General features: G+C 63.7%; 23 protein-coding genes. All 23 read right to left on the reverse strand.

All coding sequences use genetic code 11. The features are described 5' to 3' along the window. Window positions 1-351 carry a 50S ribosomal protein L18 gene (rplR, locus tag FHR97_RS14210; RefSeq protein WP_183384461.1) on the reverse strand — a complete coding sequence of 117 codons (351 nt, stop codon included), beginning with the start codon at window positions 349-351 and terminating at the stop codon, window positions 1-3. A gap of 9 nt (window positions 352-360) precedes the next feature. Further along, the gene (rplF, locus tag FHR97_RS14215; protein ID WP_183384462.1) at window positions 361-891 is read right to left on the reverse strand and encodes a 50S ribosomal protein L6; all 531 of its coding nucleotides are present in this window, start codon (window positions 889-891) and stop codon (window positions 361-363) included. Window positions 892-900: 9 nt separating this feature from the next. Continuing rightward, on the reverse strand, window positions 901-1,293 hold the full coding sequence (gene rpsH, locus FHR97_RS14220) for a 30S ribosomal protein S8 (RefSeq protein ID WP_183384463.1): 393 nt from the start codon (window positions 1,291-1,293) through the stop codon (window positions 901-903). A gap of 32 nt (window positions 1,294-1,325) precedes the next feature. Beyond that, window positions 1,326-1,631: a 30S ribosomal protein S14 gene (gene rpsN, locus FHR97_RS14225; RefSeq protein ID WP_126485236.1), complete on the reverse strand. Its 306-nt coding sequence runs from the start codon at window positions 1,629-1,631 to the stop codon at window positions 1,326-1,328. A 10-nt stretch (window positions 1,632-1,641) separates the two neighbouring features. After that, a complete protein-coding gene (rplE, locus tag FHR97_RS14230) occupies window positions 1,642-2,181 on the reverse strand; it encodes a 50S ribosomal protein L5 (RefSeq protein ID WP_183384464.1) in 540 nt (179 codons plus the stop codon). 18 nt (window positions 2,182-2,199) lie between these two features. After that, complete coding sequence (gene rplX / locus FHR97_RS14235; protein ID WP_126485240.1) at window positions 2,200-2,517, reverse strand: 50S ribosomal protein L24; 318 nt, start codon at window positions 2,515-2,517, stop codon at window positions 2,200-2,202. Between the two features lie 14 nt (window positions 2,518-2,531). Continuing rightward, window positions 2,532-2,903, reverse strand: a complete 372-nt coding sequence (gene rplN, locus FHR97_RS14240; protein ID WP_089688530.1) for a 50S ribosomal protein L14 — start codon at window positions 2,901-2,903, stop codon at window positions 2,532-2,534. Between the two features lie 52 nt (window positions 2,904-2,955). After that, window positions 2,956-3,216, reverse strand: a complete 261-nt coding sequence (gene rpsQ, locus FHR97_RS14245) for a 30S ribosomal protein S17 (RefSeq protein WP_126485242.1) — start codon at window positions 3,214-3,216, stop codon at window positions 2,956-2,958. 1 nt (window position 3,217) lies between these two features. Beyond that, complete coding sequence (gene rpmC, locus FHR97_RS14250) at window positions 3,218-3,409, reverse strand: 50S ribosomal protein L29 (protein ID WP_013331000.1); 192 nt, start codon at window positions 3,407-3,409, stop codon at window positions 3,218-3,220. Continuing rightward, window positions 3,409-3,822, reverse strand: a complete 414-nt coding sequence (gene rplP / locus FHR97_RS14255; RefSeq protein WP_071943806.1) for a 50S ribosomal protein L16 — start codon at window positions 3,820-3,822, stop codon at window positions 3,409-3,411. The genes rpmC and rplP overlap by 1 nt, the downstream gene beginning before the upstream one ends. Before the next feature lie 15 nt (window positions 3,823-3,837). Then, on the reverse strand, window positions 3,838-4,536 hold the full coding sequence (gene rpsC, locus FHR97_RS14260) for a 30S ribosomal protein S3 (protein ID WP_183384465.1): 699 nt from the start codon (window positions 4,534-4,536) through the stop codon (window positions 3,838-3,840). A gap of 11 nt (window positions 4,537-4,547) precedes the next feature. Continuing rightward, on the reverse strand, window positions 4,548-4,880 hold the full coding sequence (gene rplV / locus FHR97_RS14265; RefSeq protein ID WP_013330997.1) for a 50S ribosomal protein L22: 333 nt from the start codon (window positions 4,878-4,880) through the stop codon (window positions 4,548-4,550). A 17-nt stretch (window positions 4,881-4,897) separates the two neighbouring features. Then, a complete protein-coding gene (gene rpsS, locus FHR97_RS14270; protein ID WP_072824351.1) occupies window positions 4,898-5,173 on the reverse strand; it encodes a 30S ribosomal protein S19 in 276 nt (91 codons plus the stop codon). Window positions 5,174-5,206: 33 nt separating this feature from the next. Beyond that, window positions 5,207-6,037 carry a 50S ribosomal protein L2 gene (gene rplB, locus FHR97_RS14275; RefSeq protein ID WP_183384466.1) on the reverse strand — a complete coding sequence of 277 codons (831 nt, stop codon included), beginning with the start codon at window positions 6,035-6,037 and terminating at the stop codon, window positions 5,207-5,209. A gap of 17 nt (window positions 6,038-6,054) precedes the next feature. After that, window positions 6,055-6,351 (reverse strand): 50S ribosomal protein L23, encoded by a 297-nt coding sequence (gene rplW, locus FHR97_RS14280; protein WP_097790620.1) that lies wholly within the window; start codon window positions 6,349-6,351, stop codon window positions 6,055-6,057. Then, complete coding sequence (gene rplD, locus FHR97_RS14285; protein WP_183384467.1) at window positions 6,348-6,956, reverse strand: 50S ribosomal protein L4; 609 nt, start codon at window positions 6,954-6,956, stop codon at window positions 6,348-6,350. The genes rplW and rplD overlap by 4 nt, the downstream gene beginning before the upstream one ends. Before the next feature lie 13 nt (window positions 6,957-6,969). After that, entirely contained in the window at window positions 6,970-7,608 is a 639-nt protein-coding gene (gene rplC, locus FHR97_RS14290) for a 50S ribosomal protein L3 (protein WP_183384468.1), read from the reverse strand. Between the two features lie 148 nt (window positions 7,609-7,756). Beyond that, the gene (rpsJ, locus tag FHR97_RS14295; protein ID WP_045990862.1) at window positions 7,757-8,068 is read right to left on the reverse strand and encodes a 30S ribosomal protein S10; all 312 of its coding nucleotides are present in this window, start codon (window positions 8,066-8,068) and stop codon (window positions 7,757-7,759) included. Window positions 8,069-8,232: 164 nt separating this feature from the next. Further along, a complete protein-coding gene (gene tuf, locus FHR97_RS14300; protein WP_183384469.1) occupies window positions 8,233-9,426 on the reverse strand; it encodes an elongation factor Tu in 1,194 nt (397 codons plus the stop codon). Between the two features lie 29 nt (window positions 9,427-9,455). Further along, window positions 9,456-11,576 (reverse strand): elongation factor G, encoded by a 2,121-nt coding sequence (gene fusA, locus FHR97_RS14305; protein ID WP_183384470.1) that lies wholly within the window; start codon window positions 11,574-11,576, stop codon window positions 9,456-9,458. A gap of 30 nt (window positions 11,577-11,606) precedes the next feature. After that, window positions 11,607-12,077 (reverse strand): 30S ribosomal protein S7, encoded by a 471-nt coding sequence (gene rpsG / locus FHR97_RS14310; RefSeq protein WP_089848262.1) that lies wholly within the window; start codon window positions 12,075-12,077, stop codon window positions 11,607-11,609. A gap of 128 nt (window positions 12,078-12,205) precedes the next feature. Further along, complete coding sequence (rpsL, locus tag FHR97_RS14315) at window positions 12,206-12,580, reverse strand: 30S ribosomal protein S12 (protein WP_016856424.1); 375 nt, start codon at window positions 12,578-12,580, stop codon at window positions 12,206-12,208. A 156-nt stretch (window positions 12,581-12,736) separates the two neighbouring features. Continuing rightward, on the reverse strand, window positions 12,737-16,954 hold the full coding sequence (gene rpoC, locus FHR97_RS14320; protein WP_183384471.1) for a DNA-directed RNA polymerase subunit beta': 4,218 nt from the start codon (window positions 16,952-16,954) through the stop codon (window positions 12,737-12,739). Window positions 16,955-17,012 lie beyond the last annotated feature (58 nt).

The following is a 17,012-nucleotide window of genomic DNA, read 5'->3' on the forward strand; positions in this document are numbered from 1 at the left end:
TTAGAATTCCAGGCCGCCTTCACGAGCGGCGTCGGCCAGGGCCTTGACTCGGCCGTGGTACTTGAAACCGGCACGATCGAAGGCCACCTGGGTGATGCCAGCCTGCTTGGCGCGTTCGGCAATCAGCGCGCCCACCCTGGAGGCGGCGTCGACGTTGCCGGTCGCCCCCTCGCGCAGGGCCTTGTCCAGCGTGGAAGCGCTGGCCAGGACCTTGCCACCATCCGGCGAGATGATCTGCGCGTAGATGTGGCGCGGGGTACGGTTGACGCACAGGCGATACACGCCCAGCTCGCGGATCTTGGCGCGAGCGCGGCGGGCACGACGGAGACGAGATTCTTTCTTCGCGTTCATAACCCTGCCTTACTTCTTCTTGGCTTCTTTGCGGCGGACCTGCTCGTCGCCGTACCGGATACCCTTGCCCTTGTAGGGCTCGGGCGGACGGAAGGCGCGGATTTCCGCGGCAACCTGGCCGAGCTTCTGCTTGTCCGCGCTCTTCAGCACGATGGTAGTGTTCTTCGGCGTTTCCGCCGTGACACCCTCAGGCAGTTCGTAGTCGACCGGGTGGGAGAAGCCCAGTGTCAGGTTGAGCGTCTGGCCCTTGGCCTGGGCACGATAACCGACGCCGTTGATTTCGAGGCTCCGGGTGAAGCCTTCGGAGACACCGGTGACCAGGTTCTGGACCAGGGCACGGGTGGTGCCGACCATCGCCCAGCTCTTGGCGGACTCGCTCGGCTGGAAGGTCACCTGACCCTCCTCCTGAGCGATCACCACGTCGGGGTGGACGGTCATGGACAGCGTGCCCTGGCTGCCCTTGACGGACAGCTGGTCACCGTCGAGCTTGAACTCGACGCCGCTGGGCAGTTTAACCGGATATTTGGCTACGCGGGACATTCCAAACTCCTAGAATACGGTGCAGATGACTTCACCACCGACACCAGCCTGGCGAGCCGCGCGGTCGGTCATCACCCCCTTGGAGGTGGTGACGATCGCGATACCCAGGCCCTCGGCAACCTTGGGCAGGGAGTCCTTGCCCTTGTAGCTGCGCAGTGACGGCTTGGATGCCCGCTGCAGATGCTCGATGACCGGCTTGCCTTCGAAGTACTTGAGGGTCACGGTCAGCTCGGGCTTGGCCACGTCGCTGACGCTGTAGTCGGCGACATACCCCTCTTCCTTCAGCACGCGGGCCACCTCGACCTTGAGCTTGGAGGACGGCATGGAAACCGTCTCCTTGGTGGCCATCTGCGCATTGCGGATACGGGTGAACATATCCGCCAGAGTGTCTTGCATGCTCATTTACGTTGCGCTCCTGATGATTCTACGTGGCGTTACCAGCTGGACTTCTTGAGTCCGGGCACATCGCCACGCATGGCGGCTTCACGCAGCTTGTTGCGGCCGAGGCCGAACTTGTTGTAGTAGCCGTGCGGACGGCCGGTGACGCGGCAGCGGTTGCGCTTGCGCACCGGGCTGGAGTCACGCGGCAGCTGCTGCAGCTTGAGCTGCGCGTCGAAGCGCTCTTCGTCGGAAGCGTTCACGTCCTGGATGATCGCCTTGAGCTCGGCGCGCTTGGCGGCATACTTCGCCACCAGCTTCGCGCGCTTTGCTTCACGCTCTACCATGCTTTTCTTTGCCATGATCCCACCCTTATTTCTTGAACGGGAAGTTCAATGCGCTCAGCAGCGCACGACCTTCTTCATCGGTGTTGGCGGTGGTGGTGATGGTGACATCCAGACCACGAATCCGGTCGATCTTATCATACTCGATCTCCGGGAAGATGATCTGCTCACGCACCCCCATGGAGTAGTTGCCACGACCGTCGAAGGACTTCGGGTTGAGACCACGGAAGTCACGAACGCGGGGGATCGCGATATTCACCAGGCGATCGAGGAAGTCCCACATGCGCTCGGAGCGCAGGGTCACCTTGATCCCGATCGGCCAGCCTTCACGCACCTTGAAGCCCGCGACGGACTTGCGTGCCTTGGTCACCAGCGGCTTCTGACCGGAGAGCTTCTCCAGGTCACCGATGGCGTTGTCGATCAGCTTCTTGTCGCTGGTCGCCTCGCCGATACCCATGTTCAGAGTCACCTTGGTGACCCGGGGTACCTGCATCACGTTGGCGTAGCTGAACTGCTCTTTGAGTTGAGCCACCACCTCGTTCTGATAACGTTCTTTCAAGTTCGCCATTTTGCTACCCGACTCGCGTTAGGCGTCGATCTGCGCTTGCGTCGACTTGTAGATACGTACCTTGGTACCGTCTTCCTTAACCTGGAAGCCGACGCGATCCGCCTTACCGGTCTCCTGATTGAAGATGGCAACATTGGACGCGTGAATCGGAGCCTCGCGCTCGACGATACCGCCCTGATTACCCGCCATGGGATTGGGCTTGGTGTGACGCTTGATCATGTTCACACCGGACACGATGTAGCGGTCGTCCTTGAGGACGCGCTTGATCGTGCCACGCTTGCCCTTGTCCTTCCCGGCGATGACGACCACTTCGTCGTCACGTTTGATCTTTTGCATATCCGCCTCGCTCCTTACAGCACTTCAGGCGCCAAGGAAATGATCTTCATGAACTTCTCGGTACGAAGCTCACGGGTCACCGGCCCGAAGATACGGGTACCGATCGGCTGCTCGTTGGTGTTGTTCAACAGAACCGCCGCATTTCCATCGAAGCGGATCAGCGAACCGTCGTTACGACGGACGCCACTGCGGGTGCGAACCACCACCGCCTTGAGGACCTGGCCCTTCTTGACCTTGCCACGCGGAATGGCTTCCTTCACCGTGACTTTGATGATGTCGCCGACGCGGGCGTAGCGACGGTGTGAACCGCCCAGCACCTTGATGCACTGCACCCGGCGCGCCCCGCTGTTGTCGGCGACATCCAGCATTGTCTGAGTCTGAATCATCGGTTTTCTCCAAACCTAATCTGACTGCACTGATTGGATCGGCCTCGACCGATCAACCCTTGGCCTGTTCGACGACCTCGACCAGGGTCCAGGCCTTCTTCTTGGACAGCGGACGGCATTCCTCGATGGATACCGTGTCACCGGCCTTGGCCTGGTTCGCCTCGTCATGGGCGTGCAGCTTGGTGGAGCGCTTTACGTACTTGCCGTAGATCGGGTGGCGCTCACGACGCTCGATCATCACGACGATGGACTTGTCCATCTTGTCGCTCACCACCTTGCCAGTGAGCGTACGGGCTTTGTTTTCTTCGGCCATCTCAGACACCTGCCTTCTCGTTGAGCACAGTCTTCACGCGGGCGATATCCCGACGAACCTGCTTGAGCAGATGAGTCTGGCTCAGCTGGCCGGTGGCCTTCTGCATGCGCAGGTTGAACTGCTCGCGGAGGAGTTCGAAGAGCTGCTCCTGGAGCTGCTCGGCTGACTTTTCACGAATTTCCTGGGCTTTCATCACATCACCGTCCGTTTCACAAAGGTGGTGGAGACCGGGAACTTCTGGGCAGCCAGGGCGAATGCCTCGCGAGCCAGCTCCTCGGAAACGCCTTCGATCTCGTACAGGACACGGCCGGGCTGGATCTGGGCGACCCAGTACTCGACGGAGCCCTTACCCTTACCCATCCGGACTTCCAGCGGCTTCTTGGAAATCGGCTTGTCCGGGAAGACACGGATCCAGATCTTGCCGCCACGCTTGACGTGACGAGTGATCGCACGACGACCGGCTTCGATCTGGCGGGCGGTGACGCGGCCACGGCCGGTGGCCTTGAGGCCATACTCGCCGAAGCTCACCTTGCTGCCGCGATGCGCCAGGCCACGGTTGCGGCCCTTCTGCACCTTGCGGAACTTCATACGCTTGGGTTGTAACATCGACTCGCTCTCCCCTTACCTGGAACCTTTCTTCTTGGAGGGCGCACTCTGCGGCTGCTTGGCCTTGGCGCGGACCTCCTCGATGCCCCCGAGGATTTCACCCTTGAAGACCCAGACCTTGACACCGATGATGCCGTAGGTGGTCTTGGCCTCGTAGGTGGCGTAGTCGATGTCCGCACGCAGGGTGTGCAGCGGAACGCGACCTTCGCGGTACCACTCGGTGCGGGCGATTTCCGCGCCGCCGAGGCGACCGGAGAGCTGCACCTTGATACCGCCGGCGCCCAGGCGCATGGCGTTCTGGACGGCGCGCTTCATGGCGCGACGGAACATGACACGACGCTCGAGCTGGCCGGCGATGTTCTGCGCGACGAGCTGGGCATCCAGCTCCGGCTTGCGGACTTCCTCGATGTTGACATGCACCGGCACGCCCATCATCGCGGTGACGTCGCGACGCAGCTTGTCGACGTCCTCGCCCTTCTTGCCGATCACGATGCCCGGACGGGCAGTGTGAATGGTGATACGGGCGTTGTTGGCCGGACGCTCGATGGTGATGCGGCTCACGGACGCATTCTTCAGGCGCTCCTCGAGGAAGCGACGGACCTCGAGGTCGTTGTTCAGCTTGTCGGCATAGGCGCCGCGCTCGGCATACCAGACCGAGGCATGGTCCTTGACGATACCCAGGCGAATGCCTGTCGGATTGACTTTTTGACCCATCTGGTCGACTCCTACTTCTCGGCTACCTTGACGGTGATGTGGCAGGTGCGCTTCAGGATACGGTCCGCGCGGCCCTTGGCGCGCGGCCGGATGCGCTTGAGCGTCATGCCCTCATCGACGCAGATGGTCGAGACACGCAGCTCGTCGATATCCATGCCGTTGTTTTCTTCCGCATTCGCGATGGCGGACTGCAGCACCTTCTTGACCAGCTTGGAGGCCTTCTTCGGGGAGAAGGTCAGCAGGTCGAGCGCCTCGGCGACCGGCTTACCGCGCACCTGGTCAGCCACCAAACGGGCCTTCTGGGCGGATAAACGAGCGCCACGCAGCTTTGCTGTGACTTCCATCTCTAATCCTCTCTGGCTTACCGTTTGGCTTTCTTGTCCGCCGCATGACCGCGATAGGTGCGGGTGGCAGCGAATTCGCCCAGCTTGTGGCCAACCATTTCCTCGGAGACGTGCACCGGGACGTGTTGGCGACCGTTATGGACTGCAATGGTGAGCCCGACCATGTTGGGCAGGATCATCGAACGACGCGACCAGGTCTTGATCGGTTTGCGGTCGTTCTTCTCCACTGCAGTCTCAACCTTCTTCAGCAGATGAAGGTCAATAAAAGGACCTTTCTTCAGTGAACGTGGCACAGCCGTTACCTCTTGATGTCTTGGCGTTGGATCTTACTTCCGGGCCTTGCGGCGACGGACGATCAGCTTGTCGGTGCGCTTGTTCTTGCGGGTCTTGTGGCCCTTGGTGGGCATACCCCACGGAGACACCGGGTGACGGCCACCGCTGGTGCGACCTTCACCACCGCCATGCGGGTGATCCACCGGGTTCATGGCCACGCCGCGAACCGTCGGGCGCACGCCTCTCCAGCGCTTCGCACCGGCCTTGCCAAGCTGACGCAGGCTGTGCTCGGAGTTGCTCACTTCACCCAGGGTCGCGCGGCATTCCGCCAGCACCTTGCGCATCTCGCCGGAGCGCAGACGCAGGGTGGCGTAGTTGCCTTCACGGGCGACCAGCTGAGCGCTGGTGCCGGCGCTGCGAGCGAGCTGGGCGCCCTTGCCGGGCTTGAGCTCGATGCAGTGCACGGTGGAACCCAGCGGGATGTTGCGCAGCGGCAGGGCGTTGCCCTTCTTGATCGCTGCGTTCACGCCGGACTCGAGACGGTCGCCGGCCTTCACACCGCGCGGGGCGATGATGTAGCGACGCTCGCCGTCCATGTACTTGAGCAGCGCGATGTGGGCGCTACGGTTCGGGTCATGCTCCAGGCGCTCGACGACGGCGGGAACGCCATCCTTGGTGCGCTTGAAGTCGATGATCCGGTAATGGTTGCGATGACCACCGCCCACGTGGCGAGTGGTGATGCGACCGTAGTTGTTACGGCCACCGGACTTGGACTGTTTCTCGAGCAGCGGCGCGTAGGCGCGGCCCTTGTACAGTTCCTCGCCGACGATCTTGACGACGTGGCGACGACCGGCGGATGTGGGTTTAGTCTTGACGATTGCCATGATCCGTGCTCCTGCCCTTATTCGGCGCCAGAGAAGTCTTCAAGCGTCTCGCCGGCGGCCAGTGTCACGTACGCCTTGCGATAACCCTTGCGCTGACCAGTCCCATGCGCGGTGCGCTTGGTCTTGCCCTTCACGTTCAGCACCTGAACGCGGTCGACCTTCTTGCCGAACAGCTCCTGCACGGCGGTCTTGATCTCGGGCTTGGTCGCGTCGCTTGCCACCTTGAACACGTACTGGTTGCGCTCGGCGGCCATGGCGGCCTTCTCGGTCACGTGCGGACCCAGCAGCACCTTGAATACACGTTCCTGGTTCATGCCAGCTTCTCCTCGAATTTGCGCAGAGCGGAGACGGTGGCCAGCACCTTGTCGAAGGCGATCAGACTCACCGGATCGGCGGCAGCGACGTCCACCACATCCACGTTGGGGATGTTGCGGGCGGCGAGGTACAGGTTCTCGTCGACCTCTTCGGTGACGATCAGCACCTTCTCCAGACCCAGCTCATCGAGCTTGGCGACCAGCTGCTTGGTCTTGGGGGTCTCGACGGCGAAGGCATCCACGGCCACCAGGCGCTCCTGGCGCACGAGCTCGGAAAGGATCGAGCGCATGGCCGCGCGGTACATCTTGCGGTTGACCTTCTGGGTGTAGTCCTGCGGACGGGCCGCGAAGGTCACGCCGCCGGCACGCCAGATCGGCGAGCGGATGGTACCGGCACGGGCACGACCGGTGCCCTTCTGGCGCCACGGCTTCTTGCCGCCGCCGCGCACGTCGGAACGGTTCTTCTGGGCGCGGGTGCCCTGGCGACCACCGGCCAGATAGGCGGTGACGACCTGGTGCACGAGCGCTTCGTTGAATTCTTTGCCAAAGGTGGCGTCGGACAGTTCGACGGTACCGGCGCCTGCACCTGCAAGATTCAGATTCATCGGTAAATTCCCCTCAGCCTGCTTTGACGGCGCTGCGCACGATCACATCACTGCCGGTGGCGCCGGGCACGGCACCCTTGATCAGCAGCAGATTGCGGTCGGCATCGACGCGGACGATTTCCAGGCTCTGGACGGTGCAGCGGACGTTGCCCAGCTGGCCGGCCATCTTCTTGCCCTTGAACACGCGGCCCGGGGTCTGGCACATGCCGATGGAACCCGGTGCACGGTGGGCCAGGGAGTTACCGTGGCTGTTGTCCTGGGTGCGGAAGTTCCAGCGCTTCACGGCGCCCTGGAACCCCTTGCCCTTGGAGGTGCCGGTCACGTCGACGCTCTGACCAGCTTCGAAGAGGGATACGGTGAGTTCGCCGCCCACTTCCGGAGCCTCGACGCCTTCGTCCAGGCGGAACTCCATCAGCGAACGACCGGCCTCGACACCTGCCTTGGCGAACTGCCCGGCCTGGGCCTTCGACAGGTGCTTGGCCTTGCGGGAACCGGTTGTGACCTGCACCGCCGCGTAGCCGTCGGACTCGACCGACTTCACGCGAGTGACGCGGTTAGGCTCAACCTCGATCACGGTCACGGGCACGGAAGCGCCGTCTTCGGTGAAGACACGGGTCATCCCGGCCTTCTTACCGACTAAACCGATAGTCATTCTCAGTCTCCTATAGTGTACGGGGCTATCACCCGCTATGGCTGCCCTTTCCAGAGCATTCCACTAGCACGTTGTGTGGCGCCATCCCGGCGCGGCGGCTGCTGAACACCCTGGAGTGAACGCTGGGCCGCGAGTGTCTAGTGTGGTATCAGTCGAGCTTGATCTGCACGTCCACGCCGGCGGCGAGGTCGAGCTTCATCAGGGCATCAACGGTCTTCTCGGTGGGCTCGACGATATCGAGCACCCGCTTGTGGGTACGAATCTCGTACTGGTCACGAGCGTCCTTGTTCACGTGCGGAGACACCAGAACGGTGTAGCGCTCGCGATTGGTCGGCAGAGGAATCGGACCCCGAACCTGGGCGCCGGTACGCTTGGCGGTCTCAACGATCTCCGCGGCGGACTGGTCGATCAGGCGATGGTCGAAAGCCTTCAACCGAATGCGAATCTTCTGGTTCTGCATTTGCCCTAAACTCCAATGGATCTTGACGGCGCGAGCCGTCAACCCACGCATTCAAAGGATGCGCATTATAGGCGCGCCGCCGACGAGAGTCAAACCCCTCGTGACGGTGCGCAGAAAGGGGGCCCCTTGCGGAGCCCCCTTCGATCGCTCGAGTCGCGTGACGCTTACTCGACGATCTTGGCCACGACGCCGGCGCCGACGGTCCGACCGCCTTCGCGAACGGCGAAACGCAGGCCTTCGTCCATGGCGACCGGGGCGATCAGGCTGACGACCATCTTGACGTTGTCGCCCGGCATGACCATCTCGACGCCTTCCGGCAGCTCACAGGTACCGGTGATGTCGGTGGTACGGAAGTAGAACTGCGGACGGTAGCCCTTGAAGAACGGAGTGTGACGACCACCCTCGTCCTTGGACAGCACGTAGACCTCGGCCTCGAACTTGGTGTGCGGGGTGATGGTGCCCGGCTTGGCCAGGACCTGACCACGCTCGACATCGTCACGCTTGGTGCCGCGCAGCAGGGCGCCGACGTTCTCACCGGCACGACCCTCGTCGAGCAGCTTGCGGAACATCTCGACACCGGTGACGGTGGTCTTGGTGGTGTCCTTGATACCGACGATCTCGACTTCCTCGCCGGCCTTGATGACACCGCGCTCGACACGACCGGTGACCACGGTACCGCGACCGGAGATGGAGAAGACGTCCTCGATCGGCATCAGGAACGGCTGGTCGATGGCACGCTCCGGCTCCGGGATGTACTCGTCCAGGGCCTTGATCAGGTTGGCAACGGCGGTGGTGCCCATGCCGTTGTCGTCCTTGCCTTCCAGGGCCATCAGGGCGGAACCGGTGATGATCGGAGTGTCGTCACCCGGGAAGTCGTACTCGCTCAGGAGTTCGCGCACTTCCATCTCGACCAGCTCGAGCAGCTCCTCGTCGTCGACCATGTCGGCCTTGTTCAGGAACACGACGATGTACGGCACGCCGACCTGGCGAGACAGCAGGATGTGCTCGCGGGTCTGCGGCATCGGGCCGTCGGCGGCGGACACCACCAGGATGGCACCGTCCATCTGGGCCGCACCGGTGATCATGTTCTTGACGTAGTCAGCGTGCCCGGGGCAGTCGACGTGCGCGTAGTGGCGCTCTTCGGACTGGTACTCGACGTGGGCGGTGGCGATGGTGATGCCGCGCTCACGCTCTTCCGGAGCGTTGTCGATGGAGTCGAACGCGCGAGCGTCGCCACCGAAGACTTCCGCGGAAACGCGAGTCAGGGCCGCAGTCAGCGTGGTCTTGCCGTGGTCGACGTGACCGATGGTGCCGACGTTGACGTGCGGTTTGGAACGTTCAAATTTTTCCTTAGCCACTGCTATGACCTCTTTACGTTAGCTAACGGTTAACCGTTCTGGTTGATGACGGCTTCAACGACGCTGGACGGCGCCTCTTCGTAATCCGCAAACTCCATGGTGTAGCTTGCGCGGCCCTGGGTCTGAGAACGCAGGTCGGTTGCGTAACCGAACATCTCAGCCAGCGGAACGGTGGCGCGGATGACCTTGCCCATGGAGGAGTCATCCATACCCTGGACCAGGCCCCGACGACGGTTCAGGTCGCCCATGACATCGCCCATGAACTCCTCGGGTGTCACGACCTCGACCTTCATCACCGGCTCGAGCAGCACGGCCTTGGCCTTGGGTGCGCCTTCCTTGATCGCCATGGAAGAGGCGACCTTGAACGCGGTCTCGTTCGAGTCCACGTCATGGTAGGAACCGTCGAACAGCGTAACCTTGACGTCAATCATCGGGTAGCCCGCGATGACACCGTTCTGGAGCTGCTCATAGGCCCCTTTCTCGACGGCCGGCACGTATTCCTTGGGAACCACGCCGCCGACGATTTCAGAAGCGAATTTGAAGTGCATCTCTTCATCTTCGCCCTTGTCCTCGGCCGTCAACGGTTCGATGCGCAGATGCACGTGACCGTACTGACCGCGGCCACCGGACTGGCGCACGAACTTGCCTTCCTGCTCGACGCTCTTGCGGATGGTCTCGCGGTAGGCGACCTGTGGCTTGCCGATGTTGGCGTCCACCTTGAACTCGCGACGCATGCGGTCGACGATGATGTCCAGGTGCAGCTCGCCCATGCCGGAGATGATGGTCTGGCCGGTTTCCTCGTCGGTCTTGACCTGGAAGGACGGGTCCTCCTGGGCCAGCTTGCCCAGCGCCACGCCCATCTTCTCCTGGTCGGCCTTGGACTTCGGCTCCACGGCCACGGAGATTACCGGGTCCGGGAACTCCATGCGCTCCAGCACGATCTTGTCGTTCAGGTCGCACAGGGTGTCGCCGGTGGTGACGTCCTTCAGGCCGATGCAGGCAGCGATGTCGCCGGCCAGCACTTCCTTGATCTCCTCGCGGGAGTTGGAGTGCATCTGCACGATACGGCCGACACGCTCCTTCTTCTGCTTGACGGAGTTGTAGACGCTGTCGCCGGACTTCAGCACGCCGGAGTAGACACGGATGAAGGTCAGGGTGCCGACGAAGGGGTCGGTGGCGATCTTGAACGCCAGCGCGGCGAAGGGCGCGTTGTCGTCCGCCTCGCGAGTGGCGATGGTGCCGTCCTTGTCGTCCAGCTCACCCTCGATGGCCTTGACCTCGGTGGGTGACGGCATGTACTCGATGACGCCATCGAGCACGGCCTGCACGCCCTTGTTCTTGAACGCGGAGCCACAGGTGACCAGCACGATCTCGTTGTCGAGGGTACGACGACGCAGACCCGCCTTGATGTCCTCGACCGGCAGGTCGCCTTCCTCGAGGTACTTGTCCATCAGCTCTTCGGAGGCCTCGGCGGCCGCCTCGACCATCTGCTCGCGGTACGTCTCGGCGGTCTCCTGAAGCTCGGCCGGGATGTCGACGAGGTCGTAGTTCATGCCGAAGTTGGCCTCATCCCAGAGGATGGCCTTCATCTGGATCAGGTCGACGACGCCCTTGAAGTCATCCTCGGCGCCCCAGTTGATCTGGATCGGCACGACGTTGGCACCCAGGCGGGTCTTCAGCTGGTCCACGACCATGAAGAAGTCGGCGCCGGCACGGTCCATCTTGTTGACGAACACCATGCGCGGGACTTCGTACTTGTTGGCCTGGCGCCAGACGGTCTCGGTCTGCGGCTGCACGCCGGAGCTGCCGCACAGCACCACCACGGCCCCGTCGAGAACACGCAGGGAACGCTCCACCTCGATGGTGAAGTCGACGTGCCCCGGGGTATCGATGATGTTGATGCGGTGCTCATCGAACTGCTTGTTCATGCCCTGCCAGAAGCAGGTGGTCGCCGCAGAGGTGATCGTGATGCCACGCTCCTGCTCCTGCTCCATCCAGTCCATGGTGGCAGCGCCCTCATGGACCTCGCCGACCTTGTGAGACAGACCGGTATAGAACAGGACGCGCTCGGTAGTGGTCGTCTTACCGGCGTCGACGTGGGCTACGATACCGATATTGCGGTAACGCTTAAGCGGAGTCTTGCGAGCCACGATGTAACTCCCGTTGGTTGGCGATGCGGTTTAGAAGCGGTAGTGAGAGAAGGCCTTGTTGGCCTCTGCCATGCGATGCACGTCTTCACGCTTCTTGACGGCCGAACCCTTGCCTTCGGCGGCATCCAGCATCTCGCCAGCCAGACGCTGCACCATGGTCTTCTCACCGCGACGACGGGCGGCGTCCACCAGCCAGCGCATGGCCAGCGCCTGGCGGCGGGACGGGCGCACCTCGACCGGCACCTGATAGGTCGCACCGCCGACACGACGGGACTTGACCTCGACCATGGGCTGGATGGTTTCCAGCGCCTTGTCGAAGATCTCCAGCGGCTCTTCCTTGCTACGCTCGGCAACCCTGTCCAGCGCACCGTAGACGATGCGCTCAGCTACGGACTTCTTGCCGCTGATCATCAGGTGGTTCATGAACTTCGCCAGGCGCTCGCTTCCGAACTTGGGATCCGGCAGGATCTCGCGCTTGGCCGCAACTCTTCTTCTAGGCATGATAAGCCCTCTATCGAAGGGTCCTTCAGGTAAACCCGAGACGACCCGGCGGGCGCTCGACCTTACTCTTATCAGACCGTGACAATGATGTGTTCGTTAATGGCCGCAGCCGGTACGGGGCCAGGCGCTTAGGCCTTCGGACGCTTGGTACCGTACTTGGAACGACCCTGCTTACGGTTCTGGACGCCGGAGGTGTCCAGGGCACCGCGGACGGTGTGGTAACGGACACCCGGAAGGTCCTTCACCCGGCCGCCACGGATCAGGACCACGGAGTGCTCCTGGAGGTTGTGGCCTTCGCCGCCGATGTAGGAGGAGACCTCGAAGCCGTTGGTCAGGCGCACGCGGCAGACCTTACGCAGGGCCGAGTTCGGCTTCTTCGGGGTGGTGGTGTAGACGCGGGTGCAGACGCCGCGCTTCTGCGGGCAGGCCTGCAGCGCCGGCACGTCGCTCTTGGCGGCCTGGCGCTTGCGCGGCTTGCGCACGAGCTGATTGATCGTTGCCATGGTGTGTAGCTGACTCCAATGGGTTGCCTTGCCTTTTCCAGTGGCGCGGGCGCACCCGCCCCACTGTTAAAGGCTGCGCATTCTAATGGCTGACGCCGCCGGCCGTCAAGCACGGCGCCCGCCCGGGGGCGGCGCGCCGTGCGGCCGGACGCGGCATCAGATCTCGTCGTCGTCCGAGTCGAGCGCGGTGAGCTGGGCGCCCAGCTCCTGCTCGACGTCGTAGGCCGACGGGTGGAGCATGCGTTCGGCGTCTTCACGCTTGCGGCGACGCTCCGCGTGGTGGGTCAGGCCGGTACCGGCCGGGATCAGGCGTCCCACCACCACGTTCTCCTTCAGGCCGCGCAGGTAGTCGCGCTTGCCGGTGACGGCCGCCTCGGTCAGCACCCGCGTGGTCTCCTGGAAGGAGGCCGCGGAGATGAACGACTCGGTGGCCAGGCTGGCCTTGGTGATGCCCAGCAGCAGGCGCTGGCACTTGGCCGGGAACTTGTCCGCCTTCTCCAGGCGCGCGTTCTCCTCGAGCACGCGGACCAGCTCGACCTGGTCGCCCGGGATGAAGTCGGAGTCGCCGGCGTCGGTGATCTCCACCTTGCGCAGCATCTGACGCACGATCACTTCGATGTGCTTGTCGTTGATGCCCACGCCCTGCAGGCGGTAGACGTCCTGCACCTCGGCGACGATGTACTTGGCCAGTTCGGCGATGCCCAGCAGGCGCAGGATGTCGTGGGGGTTGCTCGGACCGTCGGAGATCACCTCGCCCTTCTCGACGGCCTCGCCCTCGAACACCGCGATCTGGCGCCATTTCGGGATCAGCATCTCGAACGGATCGCCGTCTTCCGGGGTGATCGTCAGGCGACGCTTGCCCTTGGTCTCCTTGCCGAAGCTGATCGTGCCGCTGATCTCGGCGAGGATCGCCGGCTCCTTGGGCTTGCGGGCCTCGAACAGGTCGGCGACCCGCGGCAGACCGCCGGTGATGTCCTTGTTGCCGGTCGCCTCGACCGGGATACGGGCCACCACCTCGCCGACGCCGATGTGCGAGCCGTTGTCCACGGTGACGATCGCCTTGCCGGGCAGCAGGTACTGCACCGGGGTATCGGACCCGGACACGGTGACCGGCTTGCCGCCCTCGTCGGCCAGCAGGATCATCGGGCGCTTGTCGCGGCCGGCCATGGGGCGCGCCGCCGACTCGATGACCTCGATGGAGGACAGGCCGGTCATCTCGTCCACGCTGCGGTGGATGGTGACGCCCTCGTCCATGTCGGCGTACTGCACCTGGCCCTCGGCCTCGGCGACGATCGGGTGGGTGTGCGGATCCCACTTGGCCACCGCCTGGCCGGCGTCGACCGCCTCGCCGTCCTTGACGGAGAGCTCGGCGCCGTAGGGCAGCTTGTAGTACTCGCGCTCGCGGCCGTGATCGTCGGCCACTGCCAGGGCACTGGAGCGGGAGACCACCACCAGCTTGCCGTCGCCGCGCTCGACGTGCTTGATGTTGTGCAGGCGCACCCGACCGCCGTGCTTGACCTGGACGCTGTCCACCGCGGAGGCCCGGGAGGCCGCCCCACCGATGTGGAAGGTCCGCATGGTCAGCTGGGTGCCCGGCTCGCCGATCGACTGGGCGGCGATGACGCCCACGGACTCGCCGGTGTTGACCTGGTGACCACGCGCCAGGTCGCGACCGTAGCAGGACGAGCAGACGCCGTGGCTGGTCTCGCAGGTGATCGTCGAGCGCACCACGATCTCGTCGACGCCCATGGTGTCGAGTTCGGCACACCAGGCCTCGTCGAGCAGGGTATCGCGCGGGATCAGCACTTCCTCGGTGGCCGGATCGATGACGTCCTGGGCGACCACCCGGCCCAGCACCCGCTGCGCCAGGGAGACGATGATGTCGCCGCCCTCGATGACCGGGTGCAGGGTCAGGCCATTCTCGGTGCCGCAGTCGGCCTCGGTGATCACCATGTCCTGGGCCACATCGACCAGGCGGCGGGTCAGGTAACCGGAGTTGGCGGTCTTCAGTGCGGTGTCCGCCAGGCCCTTGCGCGCGCCGTGGGTCGAGATGAAGTACTGCAGGACGTTCAGGCCTTCCCGGAAGTTGGCGACGATCGGGGTCTCGATGATCGAGCCGTCCGGCTTGGCCATCAGGCCCCGCATCCCCGCCAGCTGACGGATCTGGGCGGCACTGCCCCGGGCGCCGGAGTCGGCCATGATGAAGACGCTGTTGAAGGAGTCCTGCTCGACCTCGTTGCCCTCGCGGTCGACCACGCTCTCCTTGGAGATGCCGGCCATCATCGCCTTGGCGACCTGGTCGTTGGCCCGCGCCCAGATGTCGATGACCTTGTTGTACTTCTCGCCCGCGGTGACGAGACCGGAGGAGAACTGGTCCTCGATCTCCTTGACCTCTTCCTCGGCCGCATCGACGATCTCGGCCTTGGCATCCGGGATGACGAAGTCGTTGACGCCGATGGAGGCGCCGGACCAGGTGGCCATGCGGAAGCCGGTGTACATCAGCTGGTCGGCGAAGATCACCGCCGGCTTGAGGCCGGCGCGCCGATACACCTCGTTGATCAGCCGGGAGATGGCCTTCTTCTTCATCGGCTGGTCGATCAGCTCGAAGGGCACGCCCTCCGGCAGGATGCGGAACAGCAGCGCGCGACCGACGGTGGTGTCGTAGATCGTGCGGCTGTGGCTCTGCTCGCCGCTCTCCTCGTCCACCATCACCTCGTCGAGGCGCACCTTGACCCGGGCGTGCAGGGCCACGCTCTGGGTGCCGAAGGCGCGCTCGACCTCGTTGAGGTCGGCGAACACCATGCCCTCGCCCTTGGCGTTGATCTTCTCGCGGGTCATGTAGTACAGGCCCAGCACCACGTCCTGGGACGGCACGATGATCGGCTCGCCGTTGGCCGGTGACAGCACGTTGTTGGTGGCCATCATCAGCGCCCGGGCCTCGAGCTGGGCTTCCAGGGTCAGCGGCACGTGGACCGCCATCTGGTCACCGTCGAAGTCGGCGTTGTAGGCGGCACACACCAGCGGGTGCAGCTGGATGGCCTTGCCCTCGATCAGCAGCGGCTCGAAGGCCTGGATGCCCAGGCGGTGCAGGGTCGGCGCCCGGTTGAGCAGCACCGGGTGCTCGCGGATGACGTCGGCGAGGATGTCCCAGACCTCGGGCAGCTCCCGCTCGACCATCTTCTTGGCGGCCTTGATGGTGGACGCCTGGCCGCTGGCCTGCAGCTTGGAGTAGATGAACGGCTTGAACAGCTCCAGCGCCATCTTCTTGGGCAGACCGCACTGGTGCAGGCGCAGGGTCGGGCCCACGGTGATCACCGAGCGGCCGGAGTAGTCGACGCGCTTGCCCAGCAGGTTCTGACGGAAGCGACCCTGCTTGCCCTTGATCATGTCGGCCAGGGATTTCAGCGGGCGCTTGTTGGAGCCGGTGATGGCCCGACCGCGACGGCCGTTATCCAGCAGGGCGTCGACCGCCTCCTGCAGCATGCGCTTCTCGTTGCGCACGATGATGTCCGGCGCATTGAGGTCGAGCAGCCGCTTGAGGCGGTTGTTGCGGTTGATCACGCGACGGTACAGATCGTTGAGATCCGAGGTCGCGAAGCGACCGCCGTCCAGCGGCACCAGCGGACGCAGGTCCGGCGGCAGCACGGGCAGCACTTCCATGACCATCCAGGCCGGGTCGTTGCCGGAGCCCTGGAAGGCCTCGAGCAGCTTCAGGCGCTTGGACAGCTTCTTGATCTTGGTCTCGGAGTTGGTCTGCGGGATTTCCTCGCGCAGCCGCTCGATCTCTTCCTCGAGATCGATGTCCTTGAGCATGGCCTGGACGGCCTCGGCGCCCATGCGGGCATCGAAGTCGTCGCCGAACTCCTCGAGGGCCTCGAAGTACTGCTCGTCGTTGAGCAACTGGCCGCGCTCGAGGGTGGTCATGCCCGGGTCGACGACCATGAAGCTCTCGAAGTAGAGCACGCGCTCGATGTCGCGCAGGGTCATGTCCAGGAACATGCCGATGCGCGACGGCAGCGACTTGAGGAACCAGATATGGGCGACGGGGCTGGCCAGCTCGATGTGGCCCATCCGTTCGCGGCGCACGGCGGCCTTGGTGACCTCCACGCCGCACTTCTCGCAGATGATGCCGCGGTGCTTCATGCGCTTGTACTTGCCGCACAGGCACTCGTAGTCCTTCACCGGGCCGAAGATCTTGGCGCAGAACAGGCCGTCGCGCTCCGGCTTGAAGGTCCGGTAGTTGATGGTCTCGGGCTTCTTGACCTCGCCGAAGGACCAGCTGCGAATCATGTCCGGCGACGCCAGGGTAATCTTGATCGCGTCGAACTCGTCGGACTGAGACTGCGATTTGAGGACTTTCACCAAATCTTTCATGGGGTCGGCTCCGCTGCGGAGTTGTCATGGGCGGGGGCGCCGTCGCCCCCGCGGACCG

Source organism: Halomonas stenophila (assembly GCF_014192275.1).
In the GTDB taxonomy this organism is placed as follows: Bacteria; Pseudomonadota; Gammaproteobacteria; order Pseudomonadales; family Halomonadaceae; genus Halomonas; species Halomonas stenophila.

Bases quoted from the DNA above. Each gene is read 5' to 3' on its own strand.
- rplR (WP_183384461.1), bottom strand. From the start codon at position 351: ATGAACGCGAAGAAAGAATCTCGTCTCCGTCGTGCCCGCCGCGCTCGC.
- rplF (WP_183384462.1), bottom strand. From the start codon at position 891: ATGTCCCGCGTAGCCAAATATCCGGTTAAACTGCCCAGCGGCGTCGAG.
- rpsH (WP_183384463.1), bottom strand. From the start codon at position 1,293: ATGAGCATGCAAGACACTCTGGCGGATATGTTCACCCGTATCCGCAAT.
- rpsN (WP_126485236.1), bottom strand. From the start codon at position 1,631: ATGGCAAAGAAAAGCATGGTAGAGCGTGAAGCAAAGCGCGCGAAGCTG.
- rplE (WP_183384464.1), bottom strand. From the start codon at position 2,181: ATGGCGAACTTGAAAGAACGTTATCAGAACGAGGTGGTGGCTCAACTC.
- rplX (WP_126485240.1), bottom strand. From the start codon at position 2,517: ATGCAAAAGATCAAACGTGACGACGAAGTGGTCGTCATCGCCGGGAAG.
- rplN (WP_089688530.1), bottom strand. From the start codon at position 2,903: ATGATTCAGACTCAGACAATGCTGGATGTCGCCGACAACAGCGGGGCG.
- rpsQ (WP_126485242.1), bottom strand. From the start codon at position 3,216: ATGGCCGAAGAAAACAAAGCCCGTACGCTCACTGGCAAGGTGGTGAGC.
- rpmC (WP_013331000.1), bottom strand. From the start codon at position 3,409: ATGAAAGCCCAGGAAATTCGTGAAAAGTCAGCCGAGCAGCTCCAGGAG.
- rplP (WP_071943806.1), bottom strand. From the start codon at position 3,822: ATGTTACAACCCAAGCGTATGAAGTTCCGCAAGGTGCAGAAGGGCCGC.
- rpsC (WP_183384465.1), bottom strand. From the start codon at position 4,536: ATGGGTCAAAAAGTCAATCCGACAGGCATTCGCCTGGGTATCGTCAAG.
- rplV (WP_013330997.1), bottom strand. From the start codon at position 4,880: ATGGAAGTCACAGCAAAGCTGCGTGGCGCTCGTTTATCCGCCCAGAAG.
- rplB (WP_183384466.1), bottom strand. From the start codon at position 6,037: ATGGCAATCGTCAAGACTAAACCCACATCCGCCGGTCGTCGCCACGTC.
- rplW (WP_097790620.1), bottom strand. From the start codon at position 6,351: ATGAACCAGGAACGTGTATTCAAGGTGCTGCTGGGTCCGCACGTGACC.
- rplD (WP_183384467.1), bottom strand. From the start codon at position 6,956: ATGAATCTGAATCTTGCAGGTGCAGGCGCCGGTACCGTCGAACTGTCC.
- rplC (WP_183384468.1), bottom strand. From the start codon at position 7,608: ATGACTATCGGTTTAGTCGGTAAGAAGGCCGGGATGACCCGTGTCTTC.
- rpsJ (WP_045990862.1), bottom strand. From the start codon at position 8,068: ATGCAGAACCAGAAGATTCGCATTCGGTTGAAGGCTTTCGACCATCGC.
- rpsG (WP_089848262.1), bottom strand. From the start codon at position 12,077: ATGCCTAGAAGAAGAGTTGCGGCCAAGCGCGAGATCCTGCCGGATCCC.
- rpsL (WP_016856424.1), bottom strand. From the start codon at position 12,580: ATGGCAACGATCAATCAGCTCGTGCGCAAGCCGCGCAAGCGCCAGGCC.
- rpoC (WP_183384471.1), bottom strand. From the start codon at position 16,954: ATGAAAGATTTGGTGAAAGTCCTCAAATCGCAGTCTCAGTCCGACGAG.